Here is a 14,609-nt window from a genome sequence, read left to right as displayed (position 1 = left end):
AGGCAGCTTGAAAACCCCTATTTATCGTGTAATCTTATTTTCAGGCAGCCTGAAGTTTTGCAAATATTTGTATGTGGGGCAATGCGTGTTGCCCCCTTGTTTTGTTTGATTAATGTATTGATAATTCAATGGTTTGAATGAATTTTTACGCTGTTTGAAAATGTAAAAATCTATCTAAAAAATGTTGTAAATACACAACAAGAAAATGGATTGTTTCCCACAAGGCAGCCTGAAATGTTAGACTGATTTCAGTAACGCAGTCTGCGTTAGTTCCCCAAACCATTTTTATTTGAAAGAAGACAATCATGAAAAAATCTGCAATTTTAACTGCTTTGAGCATTGGCGTGCTGAGCATGAGTGTGGCATTTGCCAATCCTGCTGCGGTGGCACAAGTACGCAATAACTCGGTGGAAGTGATGAAAATTTTGAATCAAGCCAACGGCAACAATAATGCACAAGTGCTCCGTCAAGCAGAAGCCTATGCCGCGCCTTATTTTGATTTTGAAGGCATGACAGCTTTGGCGGTGGGCATGCCATGGCGTAAAGCCACACCCGCGCAAAAATCACAATTGGTTACGCTGTTTAAAGATCGTTTGATTAATCAGTATGCACAAGCCATGTCTGCCTACAAAGGCGCAAAAGTGGAGGTGTCTGATAAAACAGTTAAACGTGGTAATTCTGTGATTGTGCAAGCGAAAATTACACCTGTGGGTAAACCTGTGATTGATGCACAATTCATGACACGTCCAAGTGATGGCAAATACCGCATTTATAATGCAACTTTTGCGGGTGTTAGCCCAATTGATGGTTACAAAATTCAATTCCGCGATATCATTAACAAAAAAGGTATTGACGGTTTAATTGCTGATTTGAGAGCAAAAAACGGTAGATAAATTATGCAAATGGTCATTGAAAATGACTGCTTAACCATTCGTGGCATGGTCAGCGTGCAAACGCTGACCCGCCAAGATTTTAAGCAGTTTGTACAACTGTGCCAGCAGCCCGAAGTTCACGCGCTTGATTTGAGTGGCGTGGTTCGGGCTGATTCCGCGTGCATTTCATTGCTGCTGACGGCGTTGCGCGAAAATGTTTCAGGCAGCCTGAAATGGGTAAATGTGCCTGAATCGGTGCGAACTTTGGCGGCATTATACGAATTGCCCACTTTGGACGAATGGCAACAGGCAAGTGAAGGATAATTTGATGAAATTAAAAACAGTTTCTGTGGTGGGCAGCCTGTTGCTATTGAATGCGTGCGCCAGCGTGGCGGAACGCAATCCCAACGACCCTTATGAACGCTACAACCGTAGCATGTTCAATTTTAACGAAAAAGCCGACCATTATGTGATGAAACCTGTGGCGCGTGGCTACCAAAAAATCACACCACAAGTGGTGCAAAAGGGCGTGAGCAATTTTTTTGATAATTTGCGCGATGTGGTCAGCTTGGGCAGCAATGTGTTGCGTGGCGATTTGAACAAGGCGGGTACGGATTTGGTACGCGTTACGGTCAATTCTACGGTGGGTTTGGGCGGCTTGATTAATATTGCCGACAAGGAAGGTATTCCGAGTAATAAGAATACTTTGGGCGATACTTTTGCGTCTTGGGGCTGGAAAAAAAGCAATTATTTGGTGTTTCCTTTGACGGGACCGTCTACGGTACGCGATAGCGTGGGCAGCGCGATTGTGTCGGTGTATCCCATTGAAAAAGCGATTATTCATGACAAAATTGCGCGGTACGCATTAACAGGTGTTAAGGCGGTGGACACGCGCGTGAAATATTTGCCGCTCACAGATATGTTGGAAAAAACCGACACGATGGACAAATATGCTTATATGCGCGATATGTATATGACGGCGCGTAATAAGCAAATCGGCGTGGCAACGGAAGAGATTGATATTGACGAATTGATTGACCCTGAAATGCCTGCGCCTGAAGCGAAAACCACGATTCGCCCAGCAAATGGCGGTGCGCCTAATGTTGCGCCCCAACGCGGTGCAGGCAGCAAGGCAAAACGTGTCGCCAAAATGAAGCAACATCATCAGCCCGATGTTTTGCCCGTTTCTTCATGGGAACGAGAAGAGCTGACAACCGATTTGTCGCCCATGTCGCGCCAAATTTGGCAATATGGCACATTTTGATTTAAAATGAAATTTTTTATTTAATTCAAAGGAATACAGTCATGTATGAAATCAATCGCAGTGTGATTATTGTGGTGCCACGCGAACCGTTTTGGTATTGGCTCAAAGGGCTGCCTGATGTGGATGTGGGCGAATTGACTTTGGAAGAAATCCAAGAAGATTCAAATTCTTACTTATTGCCCGCCTGCCAAAATTGGGACGAAGTATGGGATGCGGTGGAAGCAAATTTGGAAACCATTTTTGCCGCAGAATTGGCGGATTGGTGGCAAGATGAAACGGAATGGCCCGATTTGCACATTGATATTTTCACGGAATGGTTTGATGTGAAAGTATCCAGCATTGCGACTGATTTGGCAGAAGAAGAGATTGAACGTGAACCGTTTGAACCTTTGGATATTAATTAAATATATTTAAAAAACAATACCGTATAAACTACGGTATTGTTTTTATTTTGCAGGCAGCCTGAAATGATTTCTCCGCACACTATACACGTTCACAATTACCACCTAGACGGCTATGGGCATGTGAACAATGCGCGTTATTTGGAATTTTTGGAAGAAGCGCGTTGGCATTATTTCCGTGAATTGGGTTGGCATGATGTGTTGCGCCAAATTCAGTTGGTGGTGGCGCACATAGACATTGCTTATCGTCATGCGGCGGTGCATGATGATATTTTATTGATTGAAACCAATGTGTTATCGGTGCAGTCGCGCCAATTGGTTTTACGGCAAACGGTGCGACTTTCAGGCAGCCTGAAAGTGGCGGCGTTGGCGCAAGTTACCTTAATGCCCACGCAAAACGGCAAAGTGTTCAGGCTGCCTGAAAATGTGTTGGCAGATTTTAAAGATTTGATGATTCAGGAGAATATGTGATGAAAAAATGGTTTGGTGCGGTGTTGGCGGTGGTGATTTTGGCTTTGGTGGGTTTTATTGTGTTGGGCGAAAATCGGGCGAGTGCGCCGCAATTTGCGGTGAAAAATTTGCAGGGCAATCAGGTGGATAACAGTCGTTTGCAGGGTAAAGTTACGCTGTTGAATTTTTGGTATCCGTCTTGCCCTGGTTGCGTGAGCGAAATGCCGAAATTAATCAAAATGGCGCAGGATTATCAGGGCAAGGATTTTCAAATTTTAGCCGTTGCCGTGCCAATAGACCCCTTGCCGACCGTGCAAACGTATGTGCAGCAACGCGCTTTGCCGTTTGACGTGATGTTTGATGAGAATAGGGCGGTTACGCAGGCGTTTGTGAAACGCGAGTTGTACCCGACCAGCTTGTTAATTAATAAGCGCGGCGAAATTTTGCAAACTTTTGTCGGCGAACCAAATTTTACGGATTTGTATCAAACGGTGGATAAGGAATTGGCGAAATAAGTTCAGGCAGACTTTCGCTACCCTACAAAAAATGAAATACTGCCTGAAATCGTTGAGATACAGCAATCTAACCCCCTCTCCTTTGGGAGAGGGAAAAATTGTTGAGTATTGCTAGTTTTACCCTCTCCCTAACCCTCTCCCACAGGAGAGGGAACAGATGAGCGGTAGACAAAAATTTGTAGGGTAATGAAAGGCAGCCTGAAACGTGATTTTTTACACAAAAATCTGCATTTAGGCAGCCTGAAACGCTTAAAATTCGCCCACAAATCCGTTATAATACAATCTCATTTTGTCATTCCCTTTTAAAGGCTGCCTGAAGGTTTGTTTTGTTCAGGCAGCCGCTTTTAACTCTGTGATTTATCATGTCCGAGCCAAAAAAGAAAACGCCAGCCGCCCGCCCCAAATTGCAAACCCCTACACCCAAAAAACGCCAACCTGTGAAACGTAAAGCCGAACATTCGGACGCCATTCGCAGCGTGGCGACCCCCGCGCCTGCGCCATCGCCTGCGAAAAAGCAAAATGCGATGTTGCATGGCGCGATTTGGGTGTTGGTGTTGGGGGTTACGGGCTATATTGCTTTGGCGTTGGCGACTTTTGATAACCGCGACCCGTCTTTGTTTTTCCTGCGCAATATTCCGAATACGGGCGTGGTGTACAACAAAGCGGGTTTGGCGGGAGCGTATTTGGCGGATTTGGCGTATGCGTCTTTGGGTTTGTCGGCGTGGTGGCTGGTGGCGGGTGGTTTGGTTTGGCTGTTCCGCCACATGCGTTCGCAAGATGAAGCGCACAGTAAGGTATTGTTTGGCATTGGTTTGGCGATTATTTTGTTTTTTATGCCTGTGGTGGAACGCTTGTTGTGGGAAGATGATTTATCGTTTATGTTGCAAGATGACGCGGGCGGCTGGGTAGGCAAAAACACGACCGATGTATTTTTGATGTATTTGGGGCGTGGTGGTAGTTTATTTGTGTTGGGTGTGGTGTTGGTGGCGGGTTTTAAATTGATGGTGCAATTTTCGTATCGGGAATTGGGCGGCGAGCTGTGGAAAAAAATCAAGGAAATCCGCGATTATATTCTTGAACGCCATTCAGATAATTCAGAGGGCGACACGATTGCCCCCAAAGCAGCAGAGATTAAACAACCTTGGCTCAAACGCGTTTCAGGCAGCCTGAAACGTGAGAAAAACACGGAAAATGTGGATAAAACAGACAAACCTGTTGCCAAATCCACAGAACAATCTTCTGATAAACCAGTTGAAAAAAAAGAACAAAAAGAGCCAAAACCCACAGGCAGCCTGAAAAAACTGGTCGGCAAAGCCACCGAAAAAATCACGCCCAAGAAAAAAGCGAAACCCACGAAATCCAACGCAGTCGCCACCAGCGACGTCGCCGTTGATGGGCTTGTGGGACAAGGGGAGCAGCCATCGTCTGGCGTTGCGTCCAGCGTGTTGGAGCGTGAGTTGGCGAAATTGGCACAGGCGCAGGAATATGTGTTGCCCAGCGTGAATTTGCTGACTGAAAATCAGGACGAGCAGGAAGTCATTACCCAAGAAATGTTGATGCCAATGAGTGAGCTGATTGTGGAAAAATTGGCGGAATTTGGCATTAAGGTGGAAATTGTGAACGCGTTTCGTGGACCTGTGATTACGCGTTTTGAAATTCGTCCGAGCAAGGGGATAAAAGGCAGTCAAATCACGAATTTGGCGAAAGATTTGGCGCGTTCTATGGCGGTGGAATCGGTGCGGGTGGTGGAGACGATTCAGGGCAAAGACACGATGGGGATTGAGTTGCCCAATGAAGTGCGCCGCAATGTTTTGTTGCGCGATATTGTGGGGCATAAGATTTTCCATGAAAGTGAATCTAAACTGACGGTCTCTTTGGGGGCGAATATTGTTGGCGGCGCAACGATTGCGGATTTGGCGAAAATGCCGCATGTTTTGGTGGGCGGCATGACGGGTTCGGGCAAATCGGTGGGCGTGAATGCGATGATTATGTCGCTGCTGTTTAAAGCCAAGCCCGATGAAGTGCGCTTGATTATGATAGACCCGAAAATGTTGGAATTGTCGGTTTATGAGGGCATTCCGCATTTGTTGTGTCCTGTGATTACGGATATGCGTGAAGCGGGCAATGCGTTGAACTGGTGCGTGGCGGAGATGGAAAAACGCTATCGTTTGTTGTCGCATGTGGGCGTGCGCAATTTGGCGAGTTATAACGCGAAAGTTCAGGCTGCCATTGATTCGGGCGAACCGATTAGTAATCCATTTAGTCTCAATCGTGATGAGCCTGAACCTTTGCAAGTTTTGCCGCAAATCGTGATTGTGATTGATGAATTGGCAGATTTGATGATGACCGAGAAAAAAGCGGTGGAAGTTCAAATCACACGCATTGCCCAAAAATCACGCGCGGCGGGTATGCACATGATTATTGCCACGCAACGCCCCAGCGTGGACGTGATTACGGGCTTGATTAAGGCGAATGTGCCGACCCGCATGGCGTTTACCGTGCACAGTAAAATTGACAGCCGCACAATTTTGGACGAGATGGGCGCGGAAGATTTGCTGAAAAATGGCGATTTATTGTTTATGTCGCCTGGTAATGCCACGCCTACGCGTTTGCAAAGCCCATTTGTGAGCGATGAAGAAGTGCATGATGTGGTGGCGTTTATCAAGGCGCAAGGCGAACCAAATTATGTAGAAGGTTTGCTGACGGGCGAAGCCGTTTTGGAAAATCAGCAATTTTTACCGCCAGATATGTTGGGTAAAGTGCCATCGGATAAAGATGAATTATTTGATAGTGCGGTGGATTTTGTTTTGGAATCGCGCAAAACGTCTATTTCGTCTTTGCAACGTGCGCTGCGGATTGGCTACAATCGTGCGGCAAATATTATGCAGCAGATGGAAGACGAGGGCATTGTGTCATCGGTAGAAAGCAATGGTACGCGGCGGATTTTGCGTGCTAAAGAGTAAGTCATATCAACAGGCAGCCTGAAAACATGAATCGTGCAATCCATTTTGAGCAAATGCGTTTGACTTCGCCCCATGTTCAGGCTGCCAAATTGATTTATTATCAAGCATTTGGATACAGCAAACCTTTGCCCTTTTGGATTTTGCAACTCAATGCCTTGCGCCCCAATGTGCAATTTTGGGCTTTGCTGGAAAACGATGAATTGCGCGGCTGGCTGTATCTGCTGCTCGGTAAAGACATTGTTTTTATTTACTATTGTGCCGTAGCGCAACCATATCGCTCACGCGGTTATGGCGGATTGATGATGGATTGGCTCAAACAGCGTTTTCCCAAACACCGATTGGCATTGAATTTGCCCCTGCCCGATGGGCATGAAACGCAACGTGAGCGATTTTACGCGCGACACGGTTTTCGCCATGCGGATTTTGTTTATACTGAACGCGGTTTGCGGTCTGATGTGCTGGTGTGTCAGGGCGATTTGACGGCGGCGGAATATGTGGCTTTGCTGCGACCGTTTGCGTTTTATTGCTATCCCATTCGCACGATACCGAGAACATAAAAACATTTCAGGCAGCCTGAATTTGATTTTCAGGCTGCCTGAAACATTTTTTCTGATTAAATATCAATATTTTGAGCAACAAGCGCATTGCTTTCAATAAACGCCCTGCGCGGCTCCACTTCATCGCCCATCAGCGTAACGAAAATTTCATCAGCCGCAATCGCGTCTTCAATCCGCACTTTGAGCAAACGGCGCACTTCGGGGTTCATGGTGGTTTCCCAAAGCTGCTCGGGGTTCATCTCGCCCAAACCTTTATAGCGTTGAATCATCATGCCTTTTTGCGCGTTTTGCAACAAAATGTTCAAAGCCTGCTCAAAATCTTTCACATCTTGAACATCTTGATTTTTATGTAATTGTGCGCCATTTTCGCCAATCAAACCGCGCTGCTGTTCAGCCGTTTTGCGAATGACTTGGTGGGCTTTGCTGTCCACAAATTTTTGGTCAAGATAGGAAATCGCCACATTGCCGTGCAACTGGCGCGTGATTTTGATGAAATGACCGCCATCGTTGCCCACCACATATTCCAAAGCGATTTCCTGATTTTTCAGGCAGCCTGAAAGCGCGTCCACCGCCTTTTTCGCATTGATTTCATTGCTCAAATCAATGGTTTCAATGTCAATCAAAGCGCGTAACACCGCCCCATCAATCACACGACTTTCTTCGGCAATCGTGTTTTGGGCGCGCAAAAATTGCTTGGCGATTTTCGCCAATTCCGCGCCTTCCAAAACGCGGCTGCCTGAAACCAATTTCGCGCCTTCCAAAGCCAAACTCAACAAAAATTCGTCTTTTTCCGTTTCGTCTTTCAGGTAGCGTTCCGTTTTGCCGTGCTTGGCTTTGTAGAGTGGCGGCTGGGCGATGTAAACATAGCCACGCTCAATCAATTCAGGCATTTGGCGATAGAAAAACGTGAGCAACAGCGTGCGAATGTGTGCGCCGTCCACGTCCGCGTCCGTCATGATGATGATGCGGTGGTAGCGCAATTTTTCCAGATTAAACTCTTCCTTGCCAATGCTCGTGCCAAGCGCGGTAATCAGCGTGGCGACTTCTTGGCTGGCAAGCATGCGTTCAAAGCGCGCCCGTTCCACGTTCAAAATCTTGCCTTTAAGCGGCAAAATCGCTTGGAATTTGCGGTCGCGCCCCTGTTTTGCCGAACCGCCTGCCGAATCGCCCTCCACCAGATAAAGCTCTGATAATGCAGGGTCTTTTTCCTGACAATCCGCCAATTTCCCCGGTAAACCCAAACCGTCCATCACGCCTTTTCTGCGTGTGAGTTCACGCGCTTTGCGGGCGGCTTCGCGGGCGCGGGCGGCTTCCACGATTTTGCCGCAAATGATTTTCGCATCGGTGGGATTTTCTTCCAAAAAATCGTGCAAGGCTTGCGACAAAACCTCGTTTACCACAGGCGAGATTTCGCTGGAAACCAGCTTATCCTTTGTTTGTGAAGAGAATTTTGGGTCGGGCAATTTAACCGACAACACGCAAGTCAAACCTTCGCGCATGTCATCGCCTGATGTGTCAATTTTGGCTTTTTTGGCGATTTCGTTGGCTTCAATGTATTGGTTGATGGTGCGTGTCATGACTTGGCGCAAGGCGGTTAAATGCGTGCCGCCATCGCGTTGCGGAATATTATTGGTGAAACATTGCACGGATTCTTGGTAACTTTCGTTCCATTGCATCGCGCATTCTACGGTCATGCCATCTTTTTCGCCAATCGCGTAGAACACTTTGTCGTGTAAGGGTTTTTTGCTGCCTGTGGTGTATTGCACAAAGCCGACCACGCCACCGCTTTCAGCAAAGTTTTCGCTTTTGCCATCGCGTTTATCGAGCAATTCAATTTTTACACCATTGTTTAAAAAAGACAATTCGCGGATTCGTTTGGCGAGCGTTTCAAATTTGTATTGCACCGTGCCAAAAGTGTCTTCGCTGGCGAGAAATTGGACGCGCGTGCCGTGTTTTTCGGGGGCGCATTCGCCCACCACTTTGAGTGGTTCTACGGTGTCGCCGCGTTTAAATTCCACGAAATGCTCTTTGCCTTCGCGCCAAATGGTGAGTTTGAGCCAGTCTGAAAGCGCGTTTACCACCGACACGCCCACACCGTGCAAGCCGCCTGATACTTTGTAGCTGTTGTTGTCAAATTTGCCGCCTGCGTGGAGTATGGTCATGATGACTTCGGCGGCGGAACGCCCTTCTTTGGGGTGTATGCCTGTGGGGATGCCGCGTCCGTTGTCTTCAATGGTGATGGATTCGTCTGCGTTGATGGCGACCGTGATTTGGTCGCAATGCCCTGCTAGGGCTTCGTCAATGGCGTTGTCCAGCACTTCAAACACCATGTGGTGCAAACCCGAGCCGTCTTGGGTGTCGCCAATGTACATACCAGGGCGTTTGCGGACGGCTTCCAAGCCTTCCAATACTTGAATGCTGTCTGCGCCGTATTCTTGGGGATTTTGTTGCGTTTGTTCTGTCATGGTGTTTCTGGTTTCTGTTTGATTAAATTGATTAAAATAAAATTTTTTTGTTTGGGAAATATGTTTCAGGCTGCCTGAAACTAATTTTTCGGTATCCATACCAAAATAAATCCCAAAAGCGAGGCAATAAACAAATTGGTATTGTGCCAACGCTGGCGTTGTTTATCGGATAATTTGTGGTTGGCGGCGGCGTAAATGGCGGTACTCACGCTGATACCGATGACCGCAAACACCCAAATGCTTTTGGCAAATATGCCCAAACCCGATGTCCAAACTGCCAACGAAATCAGCAAACCCAGCACGATTGCCGATATCAACAAGGATTTTTGTCGTTCGGGCGTGAGGGGTTCAACTTTATTTTGATTGATGATTTTGTTGCGTAATTTTTTTAACATGATTGTTTGACCTTTTTTCAGGCTGCCTGAAAATGGCGGCTTTTCAAATCGTGGCAAATTCGGTGCGTGGGACGCACCCTACGCGCTAATTTCGCGGTAAAAATATTTGCCCCAAAGTGCCAAGTATCGATATCGCCAATATCAAGCCCAGCAAATATTGCCATTGTTTTGCGGATAATCGGTTTTTATGCTCGGCAAAATACAACGCCAAACCCACGCTCAAATAAAATCCGCCATTCAAACCCGACATGATGACGGCAAAATACCAACGCTCATAACGATAAAACGGCACAATCAGCAAAATCATTGCCAAAACAACATTGCCGTACATCAACCATTTTCTTTGTTTGGGGCTTAAATTGAGCATGATTTTTTTCCTTTCAGGCTGCCTGAAAATACCGCATTTTATTTTTTGGGTGTTGTCCAGTCGTGGCGAAATTCATAGCCATATTTGGGCGAATATTCATCGCGGAATATGCCGAAACACACGGGATTTTTGCCTTTGTTTGCCCCTTCGCCATAATCATCGGTAGCAATAACGCTTTGATAAGCCATTGCGACACCCCACACACACATTTGCGGTTCATTGACGCTGAATTGGATTTTGGCTTTTTTACCGTTTTCATGGTCTTCAATCGTGTGAAAAAGTGGATAAACCACGCCATTTCGCGTGTCTATTGCGGCATAAGCACGCGGTTTAACCTCCAACAAAATATAATGCCGATTGAAATTGGGTTTTTGATTTGCCAATGCACGGCGATATTGGGCTTTGTTTGAGCGGCTGCAATAATCTGTGTCGTTGGTCATGTCAAATTGGCAAGTCGCTACACCTGTTAATTTGACCGTTTTTGCCATGATGTTTGGGCTGAACATCATGGCTATCATGATAAATGGGTTAATCCATGCTGTTTTCATGCTTGTTTTCCTTTTCAGGCTGCCTGAAAATCGTGGCTCTTATGTTAGGGTGCGTATCACGCACCAAAAATTTCAAATCGTGGCAAATTCGGTGCGTGGTACGCACCCTACGCGGTTTCAGGCTGCCTGAAAACTTTACTGACAATATTCCTGAAACACGTGTTTCTGAAAATCGTATCGTTCAAAACAATCATCAAATAAAAACAGCCAATTTCTTTTGCGATATTCCATGATTTGAATTTGTCCATTTTGCTTTTTCACGGAAAATTCAGGCGGCAATTTTTGGGGATTGGTTTCTGAAAAAAGTTCAGAATGTGCCGCACCTTGTTGGGCTAAACCCACATGGCTTTTCAATATTCTGTGGTTCATCAAATTGATTTCGTTCACATAAATCAGCCAAATAAGCGACAACAACATCAATCCCCAAGCCAAATATTTTTCAGGCTGCCTGAAAATCTTTTTGCGCCATTTTATTGTTTGCCACAACACATAAATCAGCCATACCAACAAAACAGGCACATAATGCTCCGAGCTTTGGTATATGAAAAACAAAATGACTGTGCCAAAAAAATATTCCAATAAAATCAAAATTGTTTTTTGCATTTCAGGCTGCCTGAACAATCACAAAATCGTTAATTTTCCCAATTTGTTTTCGGCTTGCTGATAATGCGGTTCGGCTGCGATTCGGGCGACATAAGCGGCAATATTCGGATAATCCGCAGTCGGGGCACGTGAGCTGGCAGCCTGCAAAGGGAAAGACATCATCACATCAGCCGCTGTGATTTTGTCGCCCACCAGCCATGTTTTGCCGTTCAGTTGTTGTTCCACATAATCCAAATGCAATTTGATTTGCGGATTCAGAAAACTTTGGCGCACACCGTCCGTCAATTTCTGCGCGATGGGTTTGGCGAAAAACGGTTTTGGGGTCGCGTCAATTTTGCGGAAAATCAAAGTCATCACCAACAGGGGCATCAACGAACCTTCGGCATAATGCAGCCATTGGCGATACGCCCAATAATCGGCATGGTCAGGCGCGATTTGGTAGCTGCCATGCGCGTCAAATTTCGCCAACAAGTATTCGCAAATCGCACCGCTTTCGGCGATGATTTGCTCGCCGTCTTGAATCAGGGGCGATTTGCCGAGCGGGTGAATGTGGCGCAGACTTTCGGGCGCGAGTTTGCTGTTGGGTCGCGTTCCAAAGTTTCCGCTTGATAATCCACGCCCAGCAATTCCAATAACCATGCAATGCGGTAAGCGCGTGATTGTTTTAGGGCAAATAGGGTAAGCATTGTGTTTTCGCTTTCTTTGATTTTTTCAGGCTGCCTGAAATGCCTCAAAATCCGCCACAATCATGCGACTGTTGCTGAATGTGCCGCGATGGTTAAGGGCAACGCCGTTATGATGAATTTGGATCTGGTTGAAATCAATGTGTAAAGTCAGCATCATTCGCTCGCTTTTCAGGCTGCCTGAAAGATAAAATTTTTGATTTTATTGTGTAAACATTTTTTCAGGCTGCCTGAAAAATATTCTGATATTATACCCGAATTTGCCCTTATTCGCCCAATTTTCAGAAGGAAAAACAATATGGAACGATTTGATTTTGGTTTTGCGCCCTATGTTTCGCTGAATCATGTGCAACGGCAAATGTTGCAAGAATCGGTGGACATCGTGTTTTTCAACGATGATGAAGTGATTATCCAGCCGCAACAAAAAATTGAACATTTGTATGTGGTGATTAAAGGCGCAATCAAGGAATTAAACACCGAAGGCGAAGTGATGGCGGTGTACCGCGCCCGCGATACTTTTGACGCGCGCGCCCTGATTGAAGGCAGTAGCCAACATCAATTTGTGGTGGCAGAACAAGCCCTTGTGTACAGCATTCCCAAAAGCACCGTGCAAAAAATCATTGAAGACAATCCGCGTTTTGGGGCATATTTTTATGCTTCGGTGGCGGAAAAATTTGCCAATTTGAATGAAAATGAATTAACAGGCTTGTTTAGTGCGTATGTGCGCGATGCGTATCGCAAAAAAGCGGTGTGGCTGGACGGCAGCGACACGATACTCATGGTTGCTCAAAAAATGAAGGAGCACAAAAGTAAATCTGTTTTGATTCATCATAATAATCAAGTGGGTTTGCTGACCGAATCCATGTTTCGTGAATTGCTGTTGAATCACGGTTCGCCGCAAGACCCTGCGCACAAATGGGCGGTGTTTGATTTAATCAGTATTGATATGAATGATTTTGTATTCAATGCTTTATTGAAAATGATGCAATGTTCGGTGCAGCGTTTGGTGGTGCTGGACAATGGCGAAGTGATTGGCGTATTGGAACAGGTGGACGTGTTGGCGTATTTGTCCAATCACAGCCATTTGGTTGCCCAACGCTTGGAAAGCGCGACCACGCTGGAAGATTTAAATGGCATTGCGGCGCAAATGACGCAATCCATTTTGGTTTTGCGTAACAATGGTTTACGTGCACCACAGTTGGCGCAGCTTATGCAGGTTTTAAATAGCAGCCTGTTTGAAAAAGCGTGGCGCATGATTGCGCCGCCTGAATTGTATGAACAATCTTGTTTGATTGTGATGGGTTCGGAAGGGCGCGGCGAGCAAGTGTTGAAAACCGACCAAGACAATGCTTTGATTTTAAGTGAAAATGCAGATTTGGCAATGGCAGAACAGGCAGCCTTAAAATTTTCTGAATTATTGGCGCAATTGGGTTATCCGCCGTGCAAGGGCAATATTATGGTGAGCAATCCGATGTGGCGTAAACCTTTGCCTGAATTCAAGAAAATGGTGGGCGAGTGGGCGCGAAAAGCCACAGGCGATAATATGATGAATTTGGCGATTTTTTTGGATTCGCGTGTGGTGGCGGGCAATCCTGCTTATTTGGACGAAGTGAATCAGTATGTGCGCCAATTTTTAAACAATGATGTGGGCATGCTGATGGCGTTTGCGCGGGCGGTGGAGCAGTTTGATGGCGATGAACAGGGCTTTTTCTCGCGCATTTTGCACCGCAATGAAAAAGAAAACATGGACGTGAAAAAAATGGGTTTGTTTCCCGTGGTTCACGGCATTCGCGCTTTGAGTTTGGAAAACAAGGTGAGTGAAACGAATACGTTTGAGCGCATTCAAAAATTGGCGCAATTGAATGTTTTGGACGCGCAATTTGCTCAAGATTTGGCGGAAGCGCAACGCTATTTGATGGATATGCGTTTGAAAGCGGGTTTGGCGTGTTTGCACGATGGCAAGGTGCTTGCGCCCAATCAGTTGGACATTGACAGTTTGTCCACCATGGAACGCGATTTGTTGAAAGACGCGCTGCAAGTGGTGAAGCGGTTTAAAAACATCATCAGAATGCATTTTCGGTTGAATACTTGATGTTTTCAGGCTGCCTTTTGTTACCCTACAAAAATAAAATATTGCCCGTAATCGTTGAGATACCACCATCTGGCTCCTTCTCCTTTTGGAGAGGGCTGGGGAGAGGGAAAAATCGTGGTACATTAACTGTTTTACCCTCTCCCAAAGGCATGGGTATCTACACATCTTTTTACAATAAAATTAAAAGGTTATTTGAAATATCAATTCAATAGCCCTTAATTTTAGTTTCAAAATCACGCGTAACACGGCGAGATTTTGTCAGCTTGTTTTGAAATTTTTGTTGAAAAACAATCAACATAATCTCAAAAAAGATGTGTAGATACCCATGCCCAAAGGAGAGGGAATAGATGGGTGGTCGGCAGAAATTTGTAGGGTAATGAAAGGCTGCCTGAAAAATTGTCGCCCCGAAATGTAGGGTGCGCTGTGCGCACCAA

Annotated in this window: 18 protein-coding genes; 9 read left to right on the top strand and 9 right to left on the bottom strand. The window is 46.0% G+C overall.

Annotated features, from left to right (window positions below; translation table 11 throughout):
- Positions 1-305: 305 nt before the first annotated feature.
- The 8 genes from Q338_RS05370 (at position 306) to Q338_RS05335 (ending at position 7,022) form a co-directional block, all read left to right on the top strand.
- Positions 306-893, top strand: a complete 588-nt coding sequence (locus tag Q338_RS05370) for an MlaC/ttg2D family ABC transporter substrate-binding protein (protein WP_034292799.1) — start codon at positions 306-308, stop codon at positions 891-893.
- A 3-nt stretch (positions 894-896) separates the two neighbouring features.
- A complete protein-coding gene (locus Q338_RS05365; protein WP_034292797.1) occupies positions 897-1,196 on the top strand; it encodes an STAS domain-containing protein in 300 nt (99 codons plus the stop codon).
- A gap of 4 nt (positions 1,197-1,200) precedes the next feature.
- Positions 1,201-2,136, top strand: coding sequence for an MlaA family lipoprotein (locus Q338_RS05360; protein WP_034292795.1), 936 nt, complete (start codon positions 1,201-1,203; stop codon positions 2,134-2,136).
- A 41-nt stretch (positions 2,137-2,177) separates the two neighbouring features.
- Positions 2,178-2,540 (top strand): hypothetical protein, encoded by a 363-nt coding sequence (locus Q338_RS05355; RefSeq protein WP_034292794.1) that lies wholly within the window; start codon positions 2,178-2,180, stop codon positions 2,538-2,540.
- Between the two features lie 63 nt (positions 2,541-2,603).
- A complete protein-coding gene (locus Q338_RS05350) occupies positions 2,604-3,008 on the top strand; it encodes an acyl-CoA thioesterase (RefSeq protein WP_034292792.1) in 405 nt (134 codons plus the stop codon).
- Positions 3,008-3,502 carry a TlpA disulfide reductase family protein gene (locus tag Q338_RS05345; protein WP_034292790.1) on the top strand — a complete coding sequence of 165 codons (495 nt, stop codon included), beginning with the start codon at positions 3,008-3,010 and terminating at the stop codon, positions 3,500-3,502. Before Q338_RS05350 ends, Q338_RS05345 begins: the two co-directional genes overlap by 1 nt.
- Positions 3,503-3,864: 362 nt before the next feature.
- A complete protein-coding gene (locus Q338_RS05340) occupies positions 3,865-6,465 on the top strand; it encodes a DNA translocase FtsK (protein WP_034292788.1) in 2,601 nt (866 codons plus the stop codon).
- Positions 6,466-6,491: 26 nt separating this feature from the next.
- On the top strand, positions 6,492-7,022 hold the full coding sequence (locus Q338_RS05335; RefSeq protein WP_034292786.1) for a GNAT family N-acetyltransferase: 531 nt from the start codon (positions 6,492-6,494) through the stop codon (positions 7,020-7,022).
- A gap of 56 nt (positions 7,023-7,078) precedes the next feature.
- Here the strand turns inward: Q338_RS05335 and gyrB are convergent, their stop codons facing one another.
- From gyrB to Q338_RS15325, 9 genes are all read right to left on the bottom strand, one after another.
- Positions 7,079-9,487 (bottom strand): DNA topoisomerase (ATP-hydrolyzing) subunit B, encoded by a 2,409-nt coding sequence (gene gyrB, locus Q338_RS05330; RefSeq protein ID WP_034292839.1) that lies wholly within the window; start codon positions 9,485-9,487, stop codon positions 7,079-7,081.
- A gap of 80 nt (positions 9,488-9,567) precedes the next feature.
- Positions 9,568-9,882 (bottom strand): hypothetical protein, encoded by a 315-nt coding sequence (locus Q338_RS05325; protein WP_034292784.1) that lies wholly within the window; start codon positions 9,880-9,882, stop codon positions 9,568-9,570.
- Between the two features lie 85 nt (positions 9,883-9,967).
- The gene (locus Q338_RS05320; protein WP_034292782.1) at positions 9,968-10,249 is read right to left on the bottom strand and encodes a hypothetical protein; all 282 of its coding nucleotides are present in this window, start codon (positions 10,247-10,249) and stop codon (positions 9,968-9,970) included.
- 38 nt (positions 10,250-10,287) lie between these two features.
- On the bottom strand, positions 10,288-10,797 hold the full coding sequence (locus Q338_RS05315) for a hypothetical protein (RefSeq protein ID WP_051968506.1): 510 nt from the start codon (positions 10,795-10,797) through the stop codon (positions 10,288-10,290).
- Positions 10,778-10,942: a hypothetical protein gene (locus Q338_RS14395; protein WP_156961038.1), complete on the bottom strand. Its 165-nt coding sequence runs from the start codon at positions 10,940-10,942 to the stop codon at positions 10,778-10,780. The genes Q338_RS05315 and Q338_RS14395 overlap by 20 nt, the downstream gene beginning before the upstream one ends.
- Positions 10,933-11,400: a hypothetical protein gene (locus Q338_RS05310; protein ID WP_034292780.1), complete on the bottom strand. Its 468-nt coding sequence runs from the start codon at positions 11,398-11,400 to the stop codon at positions 10,933-10,935. The genes Q338_RS14395 and Q338_RS05310 overlap by 10 nt, the downstream gene beginning before the upstream one ends.
- Before the next feature lie 18 nt (positions 11,401-11,418).
- Positions 11,419-11,922 (bottom strand): glutathione binding-like protein, encoded by a 504-nt coding sequence (locus Q338_RS05305; RefSeq protein WP_345968882.1) that lies wholly within the window; start codon positions 11,920-11,922, stop codon positions 11,419-11,421.
- Positions 11,922-12,086: a thioredoxin domain-containing protein gene (locus tag Q338_RS15425; protein WP_342345607.1), complete on the bottom strand. Its 165-nt coding sequence runs from the start codon at positions 12,084-12,086 to the stop codon at positions 11,922-11,924. Before Q338_RS15425 ends, Q338_RS05305 begins: the two co-directional genes overlap by 1 nt.
- Positions 12,087-12,111: 25 nt before the next feature.
- A complete protein-coding gene (locus Q338_RS15325; protein ID WP_280517566.1) occupies positions 12,112-12,243 on the bottom strand; it encodes a hypothetical protein in 132 nt (43 codons plus the stop codon).
- Between the two features lie 138 nt (positions 12,244-12,381).
- Between Q338_RS15325 and Q338_RS05300 the strand changes: the two genes are divergently transcribed.
- Positions 12,382-14,175 carry a DUF294 nucleotidyltransferase-like domain-containing protein gene (locus Q338_RS05300; RefSeq protein WP_034292778.1) on the top strand — a complete coding sequence of 598 codons (1,794 nt, stop codon included), beginning with the start codon at positions 12,382-12,384 and terminating at the stop codon, positions 14,173-14,175.
- The last annotated feature ends 434 nt before the right edge of the window (positions 14,176-14,609 follow it).

The sequence above is a fragment of the Alysiella crassa DSM 2578 genome, from assembly GCF_000745955.1.
Classification (GTDB): domain Bacteria; phylum Pseudomonadota; class Gammaproteobacteria; order Burkholderiales; family Neisseriaceae; genus Simonsiella; species Simonsiella crassa.
Note: the sequence above shows the minus strand (reverse complement) of the source record. Positions and strands in the feature narration are given on the sequence as shown.

Excerpts from the sequence above, each read along its gene's own strand:
- Q338_RS05335 (WP_034292786.1), top strand. The coding sequence starts at position 6,492 with ATGAATCGTGCAATCCATTTTGAGCAAATGCGTTTGACTTCGCCCCAT.
- Q338_RS05325 (WP_034292784.1), bottom strand. The coding sequence starts at position 9,882 with ATGTTAAAAAAATTACGCAACAAAATCATCAATCAAAATAAAGTTGAA.
- Q338_RS05345 (WP_034292790.1), top strand. The coding sequence starts at position 3,008 with ATGAAAAAATGGTTTGGTGCGGTGTTGGCGGTGGTGATTTTGGCTTTG.
- Q338_RS05360 (WP_034292795.1), top strand. The coding sequence starts at position 1,201 with ATGAAATTAAAAACAGTTTCTGTGGTGGGCAGCCTGTTGCTATTGAAT.
- Q338_RS05350 (WP_034292792.1), top strand. The coding sequence starts at position 2,604 with ATGATTTCTCCGCACACTATACACGTTCACAATTACCACCTAGACGGC.
- Q338_RS15425 (WP_342345607.1), bottom strand. The coding sequence starts at position 12,086 with ATGCTTACCCTATTTGCCCTAAAACAATCACGCGCTTACCGCATTGCA.
- Q338_RS05300 (WP_034292778.1), top strand. The coding sequence starts at position 12,382 with ATGGAACGATTTGATTTTGGTTTTGCGCCCTATGTTTCGCTGAATCAT.
- Q338_RS05340 (WP_034292788.1), top strand. The coding sequence starts at position 3,865 with ATGTCCGAGCCAAAAAAGAAAACGCCAGCCGCCCGCCCCAAATTGCAA.
- Q338_RS05315 (WP_051968506.1), bottom strand. The coding sequence starts at position 10,797 with ATGAAAACAGCATGGATTAACCCATTTATCATGATAGCCATGATGTTC.
- Q338_RS05370 (WP_034292799.1), top strand. The coding sequence starts at position 306 with ATGAAAAAATCTGCAATTTTAACTGCTTTGAGCATTGGCGTGCTGAGC.
- Q338_RS15325 (WP_280517566.1), bottom strand. The coding sequence starts at position 12,243 with ATGATGCTGACTTTACACATTGATTTCAACCAGATCCAAATTCATCAT.
- Q338_RS05310 (WP_034292780.1), bottom strand. The coding sequence starts at position 11,400 with ATGCAAAAAACAATTTTGATTTTATTGGAATATTTTTTTGGCACAGTC.
- Q338_RS05355 (WP_034292794.1), top strand. The coding sequence starts at position 2,178 with ATGTATGAAATCAATCGCAGTGTGATTATTGTGGTGCCACGCGAACCG.
- gyrB (WP_034292839.1), bottom strand. The coding sequence starts at position 9,487 with ATGACAGAACAAACGCAACAAAATCCCCAAGAATACGGCGCAGACAGC.
- Q338_RS05320 (WP_034292782.1), bottom strand. The coding sequence starts at position 10,249 with ATGCTCAATTTAAGCCCCAAACAAAGAAAATGGTTGATGTACGGCAAT.
- Q338_RS05365 (WP_034292797.1), top strand. The coding sequence starts at position 897 with ATGCAAATGGTCATTGAAAATGACTGCTTAACCATTCGTGGCATGGTC.